14 protein-coding genes and 1 pseudogene are annotated in these 16,591 nt (G+C 68.6%); 7 read left to right on the top strand and 8 right to left on the bottom strand.

Annotated elements, in window-relative coordinates:
- Positions 1–205 precede the first annotated feature (205 nt).
- Both OHA19_RS41235 and OHA19_RS41230 read left to right on the top strand, forming a co-directional pair.
- Entirely contained in the window at positions 206–2,509 is a 2,304-nt protein-coding gene (locus tag OHA19_RS41235) for a M28 family peptidase (RefSeq protein WP_331754339.1), read from the top strand.
- Between the two features lie 434 nt (positions 2,510–2,943).
- Complete coding sequence (locus tag OHA19_RS41230; RefSeq protein WP_331754707.1) at positions 2,944–3,708, top strand: GNAT family N-acetyltransferase; 765 nt, start codon at positions 2,944–2,946, stop codon at positions 3,706–3,708.
- 554 nt (positions 3,709–4,262) lie between these two features.
- On the opposite strand, the pseudogene OHA19_RS41225 reads toward OHA19_RS41230, so the two are convergent.
- The 3 genes and pseudogenes from OHA19_RS41225 to OHA19_RS41215 form a co-directional block, all read right to left on the bottom strand.
- Positions 4,263–5,144 (bottom strand): annotated as a pseudogene (locus tag OHA19_RS41225) (integrase core domain-containing protein).
- A 108-nt stretch (positions 5,145–5,252) separates the two neighbouring features.
- Positions 5,253–5,975, bottom strand: coding sequence for a GNAT family N-acetyltransferase (locus tag OHA19_RS41220; RefSeq protein WP_331754336.1), 723 nt, complete (start codon positions 5,973–5,975; stop codon positions 5,253–5,255).
- 35 nt (positions 5,976–6,010) lie between these two features.
- Entirely contained in the window at positions 6,011–7,072 is a 1,062-nt protein-coding gene (locus OHA19_RS41215; protein WP_331750056.1) for a GNAT family N-acetyltransferase, read from the bottom strand.
- 187 nt (positions 7,073–7,259) lie between these two features.
- Between OHA19_RS41215 and OHA19_RS41210 the strand changes: the two genes are divergently transcribed.
- Entirely contained in the window at positions 7,260–7,574 is a 315-nt protein-coding gene (locus OHA19_RS41210) for an SDR family oxidoreductase (protein ID WP_405753461.1), read from the top strand.
- Between the two features lie 233 nt (positions 7,575–7,807).
- On the opposite strand, the gene OHA19_RS41205 is transcribed toward OHA19_RS41210, so the two are convergent.
- On the bottom strand, positions 7,808–8,572 hold the full coding sequence (locus tag OHA19_RS41205; protein WP_405722679.1) for an aminoglycoside adenylyltransferase family protein: 765 nt from the start codon (positions 8,570–8,572) through the stop codon (positions 7,808–7,810).
- A 196-nt stretch (positions 8,573–8,768) separates the two neighbouring features.
- Positions 8,769–9,449, bottom strand: a complete 681-nt coding sequence (locus tag OHA19_RS41200) for a TetR/AcrR family transcriptional regulator (RefSeq protein WP_266695752.1) — start codon at positions 9,447–9,449, stop codon at positions 8,769–8,771.
- 152 nt (positions 9,450–9,601) lie between these two features.
- Here OHA19_RS41200 and OHA19_RS41195 point away from each other — a divergent pair, with 152 nt between their 5' ends.
- Positions 9,602–10,528: an NADP-dependent oxidoreductase gene (locus OHA19_RS41195; RefSeq protein ID WP_405753459.1), complete on the top strand. Its 927-nt coding sequence runs from the start codon at positions 9,602–9,604 to the stop codon at positions 10,526–10,528.
- Positions 10,529–10,979: 451 nt separating this feature from the next.
- Here the strand turns inward: OHA19_RS41195 and OHA19_RS41190 are convergent, their stop codons facing one another.
- Complete coding sequence (locus OHA19_RS41190; protein ID WP_331750806.1) at positions 10,980–11,174, bottom strand: hypothetical protein; 195 nt, start codon at positions 11,172–11,174, stop codon at positions 10,980–10,982.
- Between the two features lie 95 nt (positions 11,175–11,269).
- Positions 11,270–11,872 carry a recombinase family protein gene (locus OHA19_RS41185; RefSeq protein ID WP_331750063.1) on the bottom strand — a complete coding sequence of 201 codons (603 nt, stop codon included), beginning with the start codon at positions 11,870–11,872 and terminating at the stop codon, positions 11,270–11,272.
- Between the two features lie 271 nt (positions 11,873–12,143).
- Between OHA19_RS41185 and OHA19_RS41180 the strand changes: the two genes are divergently transcribed.
- From OHA19_RS41180 to OHA19_RS41170, 3 genes are read left to right on the top strand one after another with little or no spacing between them, the layout of a single operon-like run.
- Positions 12,144–12,548, top strand: coding sequence for a GntR family transcriptional regulator (locus tag OHA19_RS41180; RefSeq protein WP_331750065.1), 405 nt, complete (start codon positions 12,144–12,146; stop codon positions 12,546–12,548).
- The gene (locus tag OHA19_RS41175; protein ID WP_331754331.1) at positions 12,545–13,441 is read left to right on the top strand and encodes an ABC transporter ATP-binding protein; all 897 of its coding nucleotides are present in this window, start codon (positions 12,545–12,547) and stop codon (positions 13,439–13,441) included. Before OHA19_RS41180 ends, OHA19_RS41175 begins: the two co-directional genes overlap by 4 nt.
- Positions 13,438–14,445, top strand: coding sequence for a transporter (locus OHA19_RS41170; RefSeq protein WP_331754328.1), 1,008 nt, complete (start codon positions 13,438–13,440; stop codon positions 14,443–14,445). Before OHA19_RS41175 ends, OHA19_RS41170 begins: the two co-directional genes overlap by 4 nt.
- Positions 14,446–14,611: 166 nt before the next feature.
- Here the strand turns inward: OHA19_RS41170 and OHA19_RS41165 are convergent, their stop codons facing one another.
- Positions 14,612–15,856, bottom strand: a complete 1,245-nt coding sequence (locus OHA19_RS41165) for a Tn3 family transposase (RefSeq protein ID WP_331754705.1) — start codon at positions 15,854–15,856, stop codon at positions 14,612–14,614.
- Positions 15,857–16,591: the final 735 nt, after the last annotated feature.

Here is a 16,591-nt window from a genome sequence, read left to right as displayed (position 1 = left end):
CCGTTTATTTCGATCCGCAGGACCACCGAGACCGGTTCGAACTGCTTCACCGACTCCGAGTTGATCCCGGACACCAACCCGCTCGGGCCGCGCGACAGCGCTGAGGAGCGCTACACCACCGAGCTGCCGATCGTCGCAATCGAATGCGGCGGCCCCGGCACGTACCGGCCCGCTGTCCCACCCACTCCCGCTATGAGGTATATCCGTGCAGATTCCGACCACGATGCGCAGACGAGTGCCGGCTCTGGCCGCCTTCCTGTTGCTGCTCCTCACCGGCATCGCGGCCTTGCTGCCGCTGCGCATATCTGAGCCCCGGCCGGCCTCCGCCCCCACTGGTGACTTCTCGGCGGCCCGTGCGGTCGCCCAGCTCGACCACATCGCGAAGGTCCCACACCCGGCGGGTTCGGCCGCGCAGGCGGACGTACAGGAGTATCTCGTCGGTGAGCTGCGGAAGCTGGGGCTGAGGCCCGAGGTCCAGACCCGGGTCGCCCCCTCCGACGCAGACAGCCCGGCCATCGTCGGTTCCGTCTCCAACGTCCACGCCACGATCCCCGGCAAGAAGCCCACCGGCCGGGTCCTCCTCGTCGCCCACTACGACTCCGTGCCGATCGCCCCGGGCGCCGGCGACGACGGCTCCAACGTCGCCGCGATCCTCGAAATCGCCCGCGTCCTCAAGGCCGGAGCGCAGCTCCGCAACGACGTCGAGATCCTTTTCACCGACGGCGAGGAGTACGGGCTCCTCGGCTCGCGAGGTTTCGTCGACGCGGAGGCCAGTACGTACCGTGCCGCTGCTCCCCGGCAGACCGTCGTGGTGAACATGGAGGGCCGGGGTACGTCCGGGCCCGTCATGATGTTCCAGATGGCGGGCACCGGTCTGACCTCCGCCGTGAAGGCTTCCGGTGCGGTTACCACGTCGTTCTCCGCCGCGATCTACGACCGGCTGCCCAACGACACCGACCTGACGGTCTTCGACGAGGCCGGGATGCGCGGACTCAATTTCGCCTTCATGGACGGCTCCGCGCATTACCACACCGGCCACGACAGCATCTCCCGGCTCGATGCCGCGAGCGTGCAGGACATGGGGGACGCGGCCCTCGGAGCGGTCCGCCAGCTCGGCGGCACGGACCTCTCGCAGAGCGGTCCGGACGCCACGTACTTCTCCCTGTTCGGCACGGTCGTGTCCTACCCGGCATGGCTGGCCCTGCCGCTCGCCTTGACGGCCCTCCTGGGTGTGCCGCTGCTGCTGTGGTTCGGCCGGAGCCGAGGTCTGTCTCCCCTCGGTGCCGGACGGGCCGCCCTGACCTTCCCCCTCACGCTGATCGGTGCGGCGGTCATCGGGCTGGCCGGGTGGTCGGCGCTGAGCCTGGCCCGGCCGGACTTCGCGCTCAGCGAGGGCAGCGTCCACCACCTCGGCCGGTACGCGTGGGGCGGAGCGTTGCTGCTCCTGGTGCTGCTTGTCGCCTGGTACCGCTGGGCCCGTCGCAAGGCGTCGCCGCTGGACATCGTGGCGGGTGTGCTCGGCTGGTTCGCGATGCTCGCCGTGGTCTGCGCGGTGCTGCTGCCCGGGGGCGCCTACCTCTTCACCTGGCCGGCGCTGATCGGACTGGCGGTTCTCGCTGTGACGCTGCGGTTCACACGGTCGGACTCCCCTTGGCGGGTGGTGGCCGGAGCGGTGACGGCCCTGCCGGTTGTGGCGCTCGTCCTACCGGTCGTACTCCTGCTGCTGCCCGCTCTGGGGCTGTCGCTCATCGCCGCGCCGCTGGTCCTCGCGGCACTGCTCGCAGCGGTGCTGCTGAGCCTCCTGGAGCCTCTTCCCTCACGTCGTGCGCTTACCGTCGGGATGCTCGCGACGGCTGTGGCAGGTGCGGGCACGCTGGTCGTGGGTACGACCCTCGACGGCTACAGCGCCGATGAACCCCGGCCGGTCAGCCTCGGCTACGTTCTGGAGTCCGACACGGGCAAGGCCACCTGGGTCAGCGACGGCGACACTTCCCAGCCCGCCGTCGGCAAGTTCCTCACGGGTGATCCGGCTCGCTTCGAAGACCGCGTCCCCGCGCTGGACGATGCCGTGCTCGCGAACGGGGTGGCCAAGGCTGCCCCCTTGGACGCACCGCGTACCGCGAACGTCTCAAGCACCGAGGCTGACGGTGTACGTACGGTTCGGGTCCGTATCCAGGCCCCCGCCGACGCCCACACCATCGCTGTCCACGCCGGCACCGGCGCCCACCAGATCCTCGACGCCACGGTCGAGGGCGCGAAGCTCACCGGCGGGCCCAAGCGCCCGCAGGGCGACTGGGGCTGGAGTTTCAGCTACGCCGCCCCGCCCGCCGAGGGCATCGACGTCGTCATCCGCACCCGCGGCAAGGGCCCCCTGCCACTGCGCGTAGTGTCCACCGCCGTCGGCCTGCCGGACGGAGTCGGTGCGCCCACCCTGGCCGCGGACCAGAGCTGGGCGAGCTGGCCCTCGGTCGCCGGACAGACCTTCGTCGTACGGACCTTCCGGATCTGATCGCGTCGTGCGAAAGATCCGTCTCCCGGATCCATCCATTCCAGCGGTCGCCGCAACTCTCCGGTTCAGGGAGAGGCGGAGGGGCACGCTGGCCCAACGGGCGCAACTCAGGTCCGGAACGGGGCGGTACACCGGTCACCGCAGTGGTACCGCCCCGCCCCCGGCCGGGATGCCCTTCGTCACACAAGGGCCGATCTCCTGTGCCGTCGTCAGGAAGTCGCGGCAGCTACGCGACACTTGGCGGCAGCTTCGGGATCGCACCCCGAGTTCACCTTCACCGCCAACGTGATCATTCTGCGTCAATGGGCAGCCCTGGACGGCCCGTTCACAGGCACGGAAAAGTACTTGCAAGTACCCCAGCCGGAATGCTGCCATAAATCACTATGAATCCGATAAATTTCCCATCGATCAATGAATCCGGTCTTCTGCTCGCGATGGAGCGGAATCTCGCCGAGCACGCCTGCCACCTGCACCGGAACCTGGAAAGCGCGTCCGTCACCGAGACCGGCGACCTGCTGATCGCCGACAGCGGTCTCGCCGACGACACCTTCAACATCGTCGCGGCGGCCCGCTTCACCCCGGCCACCGCCCCGACCCGCACCGCGGAGGTGGCCCGGACCTTGGCCGCCACGGGCCGCCCCTTCTCCTGGTGGGTGGGCCCTGCCTCCACACCGGGTAATCTTGCTGAGTGCCTCCAGGCCACCGGCCTGGAGGCGTCGGAGACCGAGACGGGCATGTGGAAGGACCTGCGCGGCCCTCTCCCCGAGGCGCACGCCGACGGCCTGGACATTCGCCTGGTGACCACTCCGGAGCAACTCGCCGACTACGCCACGGTCCTCGCTGCGAACTGGAACCCGCCCGCCGCTACGGTACGCCGGTTCTTCGCCGACGCCGCCGACCTAGCGCTCACCGCCGACTGCCCCGCCCGCTACCTGGTCGGCTACGTCGACGGCCGTCCCGTCTGCTCGGCCGAGGTCTTCCTGCATGCGGGCGTTGCCGGGATCTACAACATCGCCACGCTCGCCACCGACCGCCGCCGTGGCTATGGCGGCGCGATCACCCTGGCCACCCTGCACACCGCCCGCGACGCGGACTACGAGACCGCGGTGCTGCAGGCATCCGCCGACGGCGAACCCGTCTACCGCCGCCTCGGGTTCACCGCCTGCGGCCACTTCACCGAGTACGCCATCACTCCCTGACCAGTCACAGCAACCACCCCGCTCCTCAGCCCCGACACACCCCTCGGACGAAACCCGCCGGACGGGGACCGGCCGCAGGGGCCGGGCTGGGGCTGCCGTTGATTCGAAGGGGGCACCGTCCGCTACGCAGCCCCCTTCGGCATCTAGCAGCCCGACCCTTCGTGCGAGGGGGACTTTCTGTCCCCCTCGCACGGCCCACAACCTGGAGAACGCCCGCATCACCGACCGCGTCGTCGTCCTCGACGAGGGCCGCGTCGCCGAGTCCGCCACGTTCGAGGAGCTCCTGTTCGCGGGCGGAATCTTCGCTGAGCTGTCAAATTTTCTCAGGATCGGTGATCAACTGGCCGGATGCTGGACAGAATTCCGGCGCTTTTACCAGGTCCGCCCGTCCCAATGAGAGGATTCGCGGCTATGCGTGTCCGGTGCACCTCGGCGCCTCTACCGTCCAGCCCGAATGGCGATCACGGGGGCGTGCGAGAGGGGCTGGTGTGGGGCGGGATCTAGGTCTGGACGGGGTGGTGGACCTGTGCCGTTCAGAAAATCATCGCTGCTGGTCAAGCCGCGTATCTGTACTCGTTGATGACGCCGCCCAGTACTCGGGTGCGGAGGGGTCGGTGCGCGGTCAAGTCGGTCGAGGGCGCCCGGTGCTCCTGGGCGAGGGGAGGAAGTTGCCCCCAGGCCTGGGGGCGATGGCCGTTGCAGTGGAGGGCGTAGACGTCGAGCACGCGTCGAGCGTGGGCTTCGTTCAGGAGCAGCAGGTGGTCGAGGGCCTCGCGCCGGAGTGTCCCGATGACCCTTTCGCAGTGCGCGTTCATCCGTGGGGCCCGCGGCGCCGTCTTCAGGCTCTCGATGCCCTCGGACGCGAAGACCGCGTCGAAGGACTCGGTGTACTTGCGGTCCCGGTCGCGGACCAAGAAGCGCAGCGACTCCAAGCGCAGGCGCAGGTCGACGGCGAGGTTGCGGGCTTGCTGGACCGTCCACTGCGCGGTCGGACGCGCGGTCACACCAGCGATGTGCAGGCGGCGCGTGCCGTGCTCGAGGAGGACCAGCGCGTAGAGCCGGCGAAGATCGACCAGGTCGATGTGCAGGAAGTCGCAGGCGATGACGCCGTCGGCCTGCGCCGTCAGGAACTCTCGCCACGTCGGCCCACCTCTACGGGGAGCAGGGGGCTGCTGCGCGGATAGGTGACAGTGGGGTTTCATGCCGCGCGAGCTCGCCTTGGATCCTGCGACATCCCCAACGCGGATTCTCTGCGGCCAGCCGCAGCACCAGCTCTTTGATCGCCTTCGTGGTCGGTGGCCGGCCGGCCTGCTCCGGCGTTTGCTGTAGTCCCACCGGCGCGCCACGAGCCTTCGATGGTCTTCCTCGGCTGGTGTGATGTTGCAACGCAGTCCCATTGGAGTGCGGCCCGCCGACCGGGCCGCACTCCATTTCACAGATGTGCTGTTGCCGGGCTTTCTGTGTGGGTCCTTCCGTTATTTCTTGGGTCTGCTGGTGATCGCTTTCGCGGGCGCCGGTCCACTCCTGGAACGGGCGGGCGGTGTCTACGCGTCGGCGTCGGGTGAGACGATGTCCCAGGTTCCGAATCGGGTCAGGCCAGCTGATGCGGCCGCCGCCACCGAGGCGTGGTTGTCGAGCTGGCAGCGGTACTGCGGCTCGTGTTCCCGTGCGAGCGCGTGTCGGGAGATCGCGCGCACGAGGCGCCGGGCGTGGCCCTTGCCCCGGTACGGCGGGAGTGTCAGCACGCCGAGGTCGGCCAGCGGCGCGTCGTCCCACGGGTACATACTCGCCACGCACACCAACTGCCCGTCCTCGAACGCTCCGTAGACCGCCCAGTGGTCCAGCTCGACGGAGGCGTCGTCGAGATCCTGTTCCGACGCCGCTTCCTCGAACTGTCCGAACACGTCTGCGTCGGCCTCGGTGAGCGGGCGGATTGAAGGGGCGTCCGGTTCGCCGAGCAACGTCTCCCGGGCCTCGTCGGTGAAGTAGAAGAGGTTGTCGGCCCCGTGGAGCGGGATGCCGGACTTTTCCAGCTGCTGCCGGAAGCCCGCTTCGTCGACCGGCTGCCCGCTTTCCAGGCCCACTGCCTCAGCGACCGCCGGGGCGAGCAGAACGCGCGTCTTCCCATCGGTCGTCGTGAGAATGGTGAGTCGTTCGTCCTCGTCGAGTGCGGCGTCGACAGTGACACTGAAGACGTCGTCCTCGTGGAGGAGCCGACTCGTCGGGGAGGGGGTCAGCCAGAAGTCGGTGATGGCGGAAGGGAACATGGTGGGTGCTTTCTGCTCGTCGTGGTCGGGGGAGGTCAGAAGCGTTTGACGAGACTGACCGCGCGGTCGGTGACGGTGAAGCCGAGGCTCTGGTACAGACCGAGGGCGCCGGTGGGGCTTTCGGCGTCGACGTCGAGTACGGCGTGGTCGAGCCCCTCGGCCCGCAGCGCCCGCAGTACGTGGGCCAGCAGTGTGCGAGCCAGCCCCTGCCCCCGTGCCTCCCGCCGTACGCCGACGGCTGTGACGTAGCCGAACGGGCTGCCGCGCAGCGGCCACTCGTCCGGCGCCACGTCGACGAAGACGAACCCGACGACGCGTTCTCCACCGTGTGTGTCGGGGGTGACGGCGAGTACGGACAGGTCCGGGCGGAATGCTTCCAGGCGGTCACCGGCGGCCCATTCGGCGGCGGTGGTCGGCTGGCTGCCCCAGTGGTCGCGGAAGGCGTCGTTCATCGCGGTCCTGGCACACTCGTCCCACTCCGCGCTGTAGGCCACAAGCCGTACTCCTGGGACGGGCGGCTGCTCGGCGACCGGCGAGGCGAGGTCGCGTTCCAGTTCCAGCCACCACCGGGCGCGATCGTAGCCGTGTGCTTCCAGGAGCCGGATCGCAGGGGTGGCGTGGTCCTGCGCGCTTGAGGCGAGCCACCCGGGCAGGACGGCATCGCTCGCCGCGAGATGCTGAAGTCCGCGGGCCTCCTGCCATGCCAGCAGCGCTGTGCCGATGCCTTCGCGGCGGCGGTCCGGAACCACCGTTCCGTCGAGCTCTACCCAGACGATCGTCTCCTGGCTCGCCGGGGCCGTGGCCGAGCCGTAGGCGACGGCCCGCCCGGCGGCGTCGACGGCGATCACCGCGTCGCGCTCGGGGTCGAAGACCTCGCTCCTGAACTCCTCTTCCAGCTCATCCCGCGTCACCAGCGAGCGCGGATGGTCGATCTTTCCGGCGGCACGCGCCAGGTCCAGGATCAGGTCGATGTCGGCGGCGGTGGCAGATCTCCAGGTGAGCCCGTCACCGGCCGTGGGCAGCGCGATCGACGACGGAGCGGTCACTCGATCGCGCAGTGCGCGGAGTTCGGGGCTGGGATGTGCGGTCCCACTCACGGGGGTCCTCTCTCGGCGCCGACAGCACCCAATTCCAGGACTGCTGTGGCGGTGGGCTGAACGAGAGCGGGCGAGGGCGCTCGCGTCCCGTGGGGGATCGCCTCAGCCACAGCCAGTCTGTTCAGACTTCGCCCGCTGCTGGACTGATCGTATCGATTGAGAACTACGAAAAAAACTGATTAAAGCTGTGCCCTGTGTGGTGATCCCACGTTGGGTTGGCCATGGGGCGGGGTGCGTTGTGTTGGATTGTTCCGGACGAGGTGTTGGGGATCGCGGAACCACCGATCCTGCCGTCGAGAGTGTGTCCGCGGGGTGGCGGGACCTACGACACGCCGCCCACGCGGCCAACGAGCCGGAGAAGCTGGCGATGGCCATCGGAATGACCTCGCTCGGACGCCTCGGCCAGCCCGAGGACTTGGCGGACGTGGTCGCCCTCCTTGCGGGGCCGGACGGACGATGGCATACGGGCCAGAACATTCGTGCCAACGGAGGCGTCCTCTAGTCAACCGGGGCGCCGGCGCTGTGGTCACTGGTTGCGGGCGGACAGAGGTGACGTCGCTGCGTAGCCCCTCCTCCGCCGCCCGCCGGAGTCTCTGGCGGTGGCGAGCGTGGCGGTTGGCAGCACATGAGATCGGCGAGCTGATGTTCGGATTCTTCAACTTTCGCACGGTCCGGTCCGGACTCGCCTCGTTCCGCGCGGTATGCAGAGCGGACGGTTGGAGCCGTCCCGCCCGTTCACTCCTGGCTGCGGCGCAGACTATCGATTCGGGTGAGCACGTCTTCGACATGTGGGCGGACCTGGGACTTCAGCTCATCGCTCCACGTCTCGTCCTGGTAGTGACAGGTGAGATACAGGTGCCTTGCGTGTTCCAGGACGGGGCGGTGTTGCGGGGGCAGGCGGGTCAGAGCCCAGTCGGCGGCTGCATCCTTCGGTTTGATCTCGCCCGTTGCAAGGGTGGTCCAGATGCGTGCGAGAGTCAGCAGGACGTTCCGGGTGTCCTCGTCCAGCTCGGCCAGGAGTTCGGGGATCCCCGCGACGCTTGCCCGGACGAGGTCGGAATGCGGCACTGGGGCGAGAACCTCGGCAGGCTGCGGGCCCGTCAGTGGGCGGTCACCCGCCAGAACCATCGTGATCACCAGGGCCAGGTCCGGCATCGGGCCGGGCTGCGGAATCCCACCCGCCCTGAATTCCTCCCGCAGCCACTCGCCATATAGGAAGTCCCCCGTCGGCGGGAACCTCCAGGGGCGGACCTCGGACTGGACAACGACGGTGAGTTCAACCGGTCGGACCGCGGGGGTCAGGCCGGAGATCTCCAGCAGACCCTCCAGCAGCGAACGCCGCTGACGGTCCCCCAAACTCCCGCGAATTACGGCCAGGACGTCCAGATCGCTGGCCGGGGCAAGCCCCCCGAGTACGGCAGACCCGTGCAGGTACGCGCCGACGAGCTCCGGTCCTACGGTGTCGCGGACGAGTTCGACGGTCCGCTCAAGCTGATCCATCACGCCAGTGTCATACATGCCCGTTCGCTGTGACCACGCCAGCCCCTGAGCGGGAGACACCGCCCCGCATCGAGAATCCGACAGACCGCGGGAGCATCCTTTGCACGAACCCCGGCCCCATCAGCAGCACGGTTCAGGAACAGGTTGTGAGGAACATTCACGTCAGGGGCGTGTGCCCCCGGGCGGACGCCGGCGGTCACTCCGTTCGATGCGGTGGCTTGTAGAGGTCGTCAAGGCGGAGTGGCGCGGGTTGGGGCAGGGGTGTGCCGTCCGTCGGCAGGCAGGACTGGAGGAAGTAGGCGAGCAGGCGGCGGGATGCGGCCATGGAGGCCGCCGGGGACTCTCGCACGACGCCGTTGTTGGCCAGGAGCAGGAGGGTGACGTCGCTGGGGTCGAAGTCCTTGCGCAGCTGTCCGGTGTCCTTCGCACGCTGTACCAGCTGGGCGAGGGATGCCTCGGCGCGGGCACGCTCGCGATGGACGTCGGGCGCGTCGGGAAATTGCGAGAGGAACGCGGCGCTGAACCCGCGGTCCTGGGCCTGCATCGTGCACACCTTGGTGAGGACGTTGCGAAGTCCGTGCCAGGGATCGTCGTCCTGAAGGGCCTCGTCGAGGGCTGCGACGCACTGGCTGAGTTGTTCGGAGAACGCGGCGGTGATCAGCGAGCCGCGTGTCGGGAAGTGCCGGTAGAGGGTGGCGGCACCCACGCCTGCTCTGCGGGCGATTGCGCTGGAAGATACGTCGGTGCCGTTGAGGGCGTAAGCCTCGCGGGCGGCCTGGAGGAGCCGGGCGCGGTTGTGCCGGGCGTCGGCTCGCTGCCCCGGGGCGGGGGTGCCGGAGGCGGAGGTGGGCGGGTTCCGAGACAGTTGGGCAGGCATGTCTCCCACTTAATCACAAACGGAAGAGGGCGACCGTTTAGCGGGTTAGCGTGACCTGGTGCCGCGGTGCCCCGCGGTCAGCTCTCTGCCGCAGAGGTGAGCGGCTGCGAGTTCTCCTGCTGAACGACGTGCCACGTGTACGGAGGTTTTCCGTGTTTGCTGTGCAATACCACCGCTATGGCGGTTCCGAGGTCCTTTGCGTCGAGGAGGTCGAAGAGCCACACGCCGGGCCCGGTCAGGTCCGCATCGCGGTGCGTGCCACCGGCGTCACCCCTGCTGACTGGTACCTGCGCTCAGGGATGCTGCGGGACATCGCCACCGTGGACTTCCCCCATATACCCGGCATGGATGCCGCGGGAATCGTCGACGAGGTGGGAGAGGGGGTGACCGGCACCGCCGTGGGGGATGCAGTCTTCGGCCTTGTCCCCTTCATGGATCAGGGAGGCGCCGCGGCCCAGTACGCCGTGCTGGAGGCGTGGGCGTCCAAGCCTCGGTCATGGTCTTTCGAGGAAGCGGGTGGCGCTGCGGGCAATATCGACTCGGCCACACGTGTACTGGGCGCACTGGAAGCCGCCGAAGGCATGACCTTGTTGATCGATGGTGCCGCCGGAGGCGTCGGCACCATCGCCGGGCAACTCGCCCAGGCCCGCGGCCTCACCGTGATCGGCACCGCGAGCGAAGGCAACCACGGCTTCCTCGCCCAGCTCGGCGTCGTACCGGTCACCTACGGGGCGGGGCTGGCCGATCGCCTTGCCCCATTGGCTCCGCTCGGTGTCGATGTGGTTCTGGACGCGGCTGGTAAGGGCTCTCTTGCCGAACTGGTGGCCATCGCCGGCGACCCGCACCGTGTGGTGACCATCGCGGACTTCGACGCCGACCGGCACGGAGTGCGGTTCTCCCGCTCCGAAGCTGGAGAGTCGCCGGGCTGGGCAGGACTACCGCTGGCGGCCGACCTCGCCGACCACGGCCGCCTCACCGTCCCGCTGCACGCCGTGTTCCCGCTGAAGGAGGCCGCCACAGCTCATGACGTCAGCGCCACCGGCCACGCGCGCGGCAAGATCGTAATCACCGTGCCCTGACACGGCGGACGCTTCGGCTCGCAACCAGCGGCCCGCAGCAGGGCGGCCACGGCCACGGTGGCCTTCGCCAGCGCGACCTGGGCCGGACCGCACGCTGGCGCCGGCCACCACGGCTGTACCGCCCCGAACTGCCATAGCCCGCACTGACCGGTGCCCGTCATTGGCCACTGATTCGTCGTCGGCGGCGTCCTTGTCGTGTGCAGGGGCCGCAGGCCGCCGGGCAGGTCGGGAAGCTGGAAGGAGTAGCGGCCTGGACCCCGGCGAAGTCCCGCCAGCCCCGTCTCCTGGATCTCCCCGGCTGCATTTCCTGCCCGCGTCTACCCGCGCATGCCGAGCTCGTCGAGGTCCGCACGGCGTTGTTCGGTGAGCTTTCCGGCGCGTTTGCGTACGTTGTCGAGCCGGGTGCCCAGCCGTACGGTCACAGGCCCCTCAGCGCCGTTCTGGCGGCCCTCTACGGCACCTCCTTCCAGGTGTTCGATGTGCTTGCGGGGTGCGCGTAGATGCCCTTCCCGGGCATGGCACCCTCCGGGAGCCAACTCCCGCTCCGGATACGGGGATCCGCGAGGTGCTCGATCGTTTCGGTGTCGTGCGCCCGCAACGCCCCGAGGACCTTCGCGAGGGTCCCGTAGGCGTCCGAGGTCAGCATTTCCGCGATTTGAACCTTCGCCGCACCGTTCGAGATCCACTTCCGATACACGGCCTGGCTCGGACACCAGGGAGCAAGTAACCCGCCGGTAGCTTTCAGGGCTTTGCCGCGGCGGTCTTCTTCGGCTGGCGGGGCACGGTCTTGTCGCGGTCGAGGTGTCCGTAGACCGTGGAGCGGGGGACGTCGAACATGTCGGCAATCTGCTGGACGGTCTTCTCGCGAGCGTCGTAGAGCTGCTGGGCCAGTTCGGCCTGGTCCGGAGTCAGTTTGGCGCGGCGCCCGCCGACCCGGCCGCGCGCCCGCGCGGAGGCGAGCCCGTCGTTGGTGTTCGCCACGATCAGCTCTCGCTGGAGCTCAGCGAGCACGCTGAGCATGCCGAACATGGCGCGGCCTTCCATGGTGGTGGTGTCGATGCCCTGCTCGATGACGTGCGGACCGATGCTGTGCTCGCGTAGGTCGGCGCCGAGGGTGACCAGGTGCAGGACGGAACGGGAGAGACGGTCGAGCCGGGTCACCTTCAAGGTGTCGCCCTCGCGCATCAGCTGCATGACGAGGTTGAGCTTGGGGCGGGAGGCTTTCGCGCCGCTGGCGACGTCGACGTGGATGTTGTCGCGGTCGACGCCGTTGCGGAGAAGCGCGTCGATCTGGTGGTCGGGGTTCTGGTCCGCCGTCGAAGTGCGGCAGTAGCCAAGAAGCATTGTCGGAAACTACTCCGACGACCGTTCACCGACGTTGATTTCCGACGCGAGTTGTCGACAGTGCCCACCTGCGGATTTGATCACGCGGATGAGTGTCGGCAGACAGTGGCGGGTTCAAGCGGTCAGCGCATCACCGCTGTTCAGAAGGTCAGCGTAGACCTCTGCCGGAGTGCGGTAGCCGTGTGTCTTGCGCGGACGGCGGCTGGCGCCCGCAGTGCATGCCTTGCCGAATGGGTGTCGCAGAGGGCTATAGTGCTAGGCAACTAGATAAATGGAGGAACCGGTGATTGAGTTCCACCTGAACAGCCGGTCCGGCTTGTCCCCGTATCAGCAGCTGGTTCGGCAAGTTCGGCATGCACTGCGCCTGGGTCTGCTGAAGGAGGGAGACCGGCTGCCGACGGTCAAGGACGTGGCGAAGCAGATGGCGGTCAACCCGAACACGGTGCTCAAGGCATACCGCGAGCTGGAGTACGACGGTCTCGTGGCCGCCCGTCCCGGCGTAGGCACGTTCGTGACCCGGACGCTGGCCGACGCCTCGCTCGCCGCGCATGGGCCGCTCCAGAAGGACCTGCAGCGCTGGCTGACCAAGGCCCGCCTGGCCGGGCTCGACGACGAGAGCATCGAGGCGCTGTTCGTGAACACGTTTCGTAACGCCGCCGGAGAGGACGTAGCGTGAGCGCTGTCTTGCGAGCTCAGGGCCTGGGCAAGAGGTACAAGCAGCGCTGGGCGCTGCAGAACTGCGACCTGGACGTCCCCGCTGGCCGGGTGGTCGGCCTGGTCGGCCCCAACGGCGCCGGCAAGTCGACCTTGTTGAACCTGGCCTCCGGCATGCTGACCCCGACGGCCGGCACCACCGAGGTGTGCGGTGGCCGTCCTGCCGAGGGTGTGGAACAGCTGGCCAAGGTCGGCTTCGTCGCCCAGGACACCCCGACCTACTCCGCGCTGAGCGTCGCCGACCACCTCGACTTCGGCAAGCGCCTCAACCCGAACTGGGACGAGGCCGTGGCGCGCGACCGGATTCGTCGCCTCGGTCTGGACCCCAAGCAGCGGGCCGGCAAGCTGTCCGGCGGCCAGCGCGCGCAGCTCGCTCTCACCCTGGGCATCGCCAAACGCCCGGAGCTGCTCATCCTGGACGAGCCGGTCGCGGCGCTGGACCCGCTCGCCCGACGGGAGTTCATGCAGGACCTGATGGAGGCCGTCGCCGAGCACGAGCTGAGCGTCGTGCTCTCCTCCCATCTGGTCTCCGACGTGGAGCGGACCTGCGATTACGTCATCGTGTTGGTCGGCTCCCGGGTGCAGGTGGCCGGCGACATCGACGACCTGGTCGCCTGCCACCACCGGCTCACCGGACCGCGCCGGGACCCGGACACGCTCCCGGCCGGTCAGCACGTCATCACCGCCAGCCACACCGAACGGCAGACCACCCTCCTGGTGCGCACCGACACTGCGGTCCACGATCCGTCCTGGACCGTCAGCCCGCTCAGTCTGGAAGACATCGTCCTGGCCTACATGACCCGGCCCGCCGACGCGGTTCGTGACACCCGACCCGCACTGGAGGTACTCCGATGATCTGGCTGACCTGGCGCCAGTTCCGCACCCAGGCCGCCGTAATGTTCGCCGCGGTGGCCGCCCTCGCCGCCGCCCTCGCGGTCACCGGCCCGCAGCTGGCGGACCTCTACCGGGCTGTCGGCAGCAGCCTGGTGGACCAGGTCTCCAGTTCGGACCAGACCGTCTACTACGTGGGACTGCTGGTCGTGCTCGCCGTGCCGGCGGTCATCGGGATGTTCTGGGGCGCTCCACTGATCGCTCGTGAACTGGAGACCGGCACCCACTACCTTGCGTGGAACCAGGGCGTCACCCGCACCCGCTGGCTGGCGACCAAGCTGGGCCTTGGTACGGCGGCCTCCATGACCGCTGCCGGACTGGCCGCACTCGCGGTGAGCTGGTGGAGCAGCCCCATCGACCGGGCGGTCAACGGCGGTGGCGCGACGGACACGTACTTCCCGCGGCTCGACCCCGTGGCCTTCGCCGCACGGGGTGTGGTCCCCATGGCCCATGCCGCTTTCGCCTTCGCCCTGGGCGTCGCCCTCGGCCTCGTCATCCGCCGCACCCTGCCCGCGATGGCCACCACATTCGCCGTCTACGCCGCCGTCCAGATCGTGGTGCCGATGTGGATCCGGGCCCACCTGGCAGCCGCGGACCGGACCATCGTGCCGATCGAGCCCGGCGGCGCCCCCATCAGCATCCAGGACGGCGCCGAGCAGATCGTCGCGCACCCCGAAGTGCCCGGTGCCTGGGTCACCTCGCAGCAGACGCTGAACGCCGCCGGTCAGCCGGCCCCCGTGCCGTCATCCTTCGCCGACTGCCTGCGCACCGAGTCGGGCCCGCCCACCCTGCAGCAGGTCGAGCGCTGCGTCGCCGACCTCGGCGCCCTGGGCTACAAGCAGCAGGTGACGTACCAGCCCGCCGGAAACTTCTGGGCCCTTCAGTGGGCCGAGACCGGACTCTACGTCGGTCTCGCCCTGGCCCTGACCGGGTTCTGCGTCTGGTGGATCCGCCGCCGAGTGACCTGAGGAACGCCAGTCCCACAAAGGGAGTAACCGCGAGGGGCAGCCGGGTCCCGGCTGCCCCTCGCGGCGTCGACAGGGGTCCTCTCGCCATTCAAGATCAATCTCGCCGATATTGGCGTCCCGTTGGTTCCCGAAGGCCGGTACAGGCACCGGCCCGTCGGCACGGCATTCACCTCGGCTCCGCCAGGGCCTGGCCGGAGGCGTCCGCCGGGGTGCGGGGACGGGGTACCGAGAGAAGCGGCGCGAGGTCGAGCCGCTTGTCCATCTCCAGACGGAAGGTGCCGTACGGGTTGATGTTGGACCAGAACAGCGCGGTGAGCCCGCGCCGGTCCTCGTCCGAGAGCTTCTTCGCCCAGGCCGGTTCGGCGAGGACCTGCTGAAGCGGCAGAGAGTTGACGTGCACGAGCGCGGACTGAAGCAGGTGCGGGGCGAGCATAGAGGTTTCGGCGTGTTCCTTGTCCGGGCCGGTGAGCGCGCCGTCCTTGCCGTAATGGAGCACGGTGTTCGCCGAGTTCCAGTTCTCCACGACCTGGAGCCCGCCGTGGATCTCCCGGCGCAGGCCGGGACCGGCGAGGTAGTCGCAGGCGAAGACCGTACGGACCGCGCGGCCAGTTTCTTCGAGCGCGGCGTACGCGGGGTGCTTGGGCCCGCCTCGGGTGAAGCGCCGCAGCACCTGCTCCGCCTCCGCCGTCCCCAGTCGGAGCGCAGTGGCGTACTTGACCATCTGGTCGTACTGCTGCTCGATCAGGTCCCGCTTGATGGCCTGGCTCAGCGAACCACCGAGCGCCGGCCAGCCGGGCGGGGTGTCGTCGGGCCGGTACAGGCGGATGCTGCCGATGTTCTTCAACCTGGGCAGCAGGCGGAAGTTGAGCAGCTCGGTGAAGGCGAACCCAACGACAGACGCGCCATGTGTGTCGACGTAGTTCGACTCGATCTCGGCGTCCGTGCAGTGCCGCCGCAGTCCCTCGATCATCGCCGCGACCTCGGACGACGAACAGGACTTCAGCTGCGAGTAGATGCAGACGTTCTTCCGCTCCACGTGCCAGTAGATCATCACGCCGTTGCCGCCGTACCTGACGCTGATCTCGGCGAGCAGGTTGTCAAGGTAGGTGTCCATGTGGGTGCCGTCGGCGGCCGCGGTGGTGCTGTTGCCCCAGGCGCGGGACATGTCGAGCTTGGTGTGCGCGTTCACCACATCGGTGACCGCCTCGTTCAGCTTCGCCAGGGTCGTGTGGCGGCGGGCAGCGATGGACAGTTCGTGCGTGGTGACGCTGGCGATGCGCCGGGCGGCTCGGCGAACGTCATGTTCGTGCCCTTCACGAACGTCGTGATGACGTACCGACCGAAGGGGTCCGCGGGACGCGGGCCGGCGAAGATCAGAACCGTGGAATCCGGGACAGGTGTGGGCCCTCAGTGATAGAGCGCAACCAACGGCTCAAACCTTCAAGATCATCCCGTGGCGGCTTTTGGGCTCACCTTGGCCGGACCCCCGGTCCCCCGCGAGTTCGGGAAAACTGAAGGGTTCTCAGCGGGAACCCGAGGGTCAGTGCCCGGATTTCTAGGGGGTTGACCCGTGGTGAAGTCGCGGGGTCCGGGCTTGGTACTTACTGGTGGCCTCTCCTATTCAACTGTCGCTTGTTCCCCGAGGAACCCAGCCTGCTGGTGACCTTCCGTGATCTCCGGCGGCGTATCGGCTCCAGGGTTCGGCGGAAGATCGCTGACCGGCTGCGGCGTCGTTAGAACCTGGTTGATACAGCCCGGGTCGGCGCTCCTCGGGCCGATCTCTGGCCTGGACCGTGAGGTGATCAGTGACCGTAGGATTCAGGGAGCGGCGGGAACCTGCCACGTGGCGCGAACAAGCTTGTTTGAAAGGGGGATTGGGATGGCAATCAGGAATGGGGAATCGGGACCATCACGCCACGACCCGGTGGGGTCGCCCGGTCCCGGAACCGGGGGCAGATGTGGACGCACGGGACAGCGCATCAGTACCGTCCGAGCAAGCACCTACGCAATCCCCACTTCCCCCCTACCCTTCGTTCCCACCACTTCCCCCGCAGGCGCCGCATTTCTCGCCACCGCCACCGCCACCGCCACCGCCACCGCCACCGCCAGCGGGCAGTCGGGCGTCCCGGGCGGCTGGAGCGCTTGT

Origin of the sequence: Streptomyces sp. NBC_00012, from assembly GCF_045040875.1 — a bacterium.
Classification (GTDB): domain Bacteria; phylum Actinomycetota; class Actinomycetes; order Streptomycetales; family Streptomycetaceae; genus Streptomyces.
Note: the sequence above shows the minus strand (reverse complement) of the source record. Positions and strands in the feature narration are given on the sequence as shown.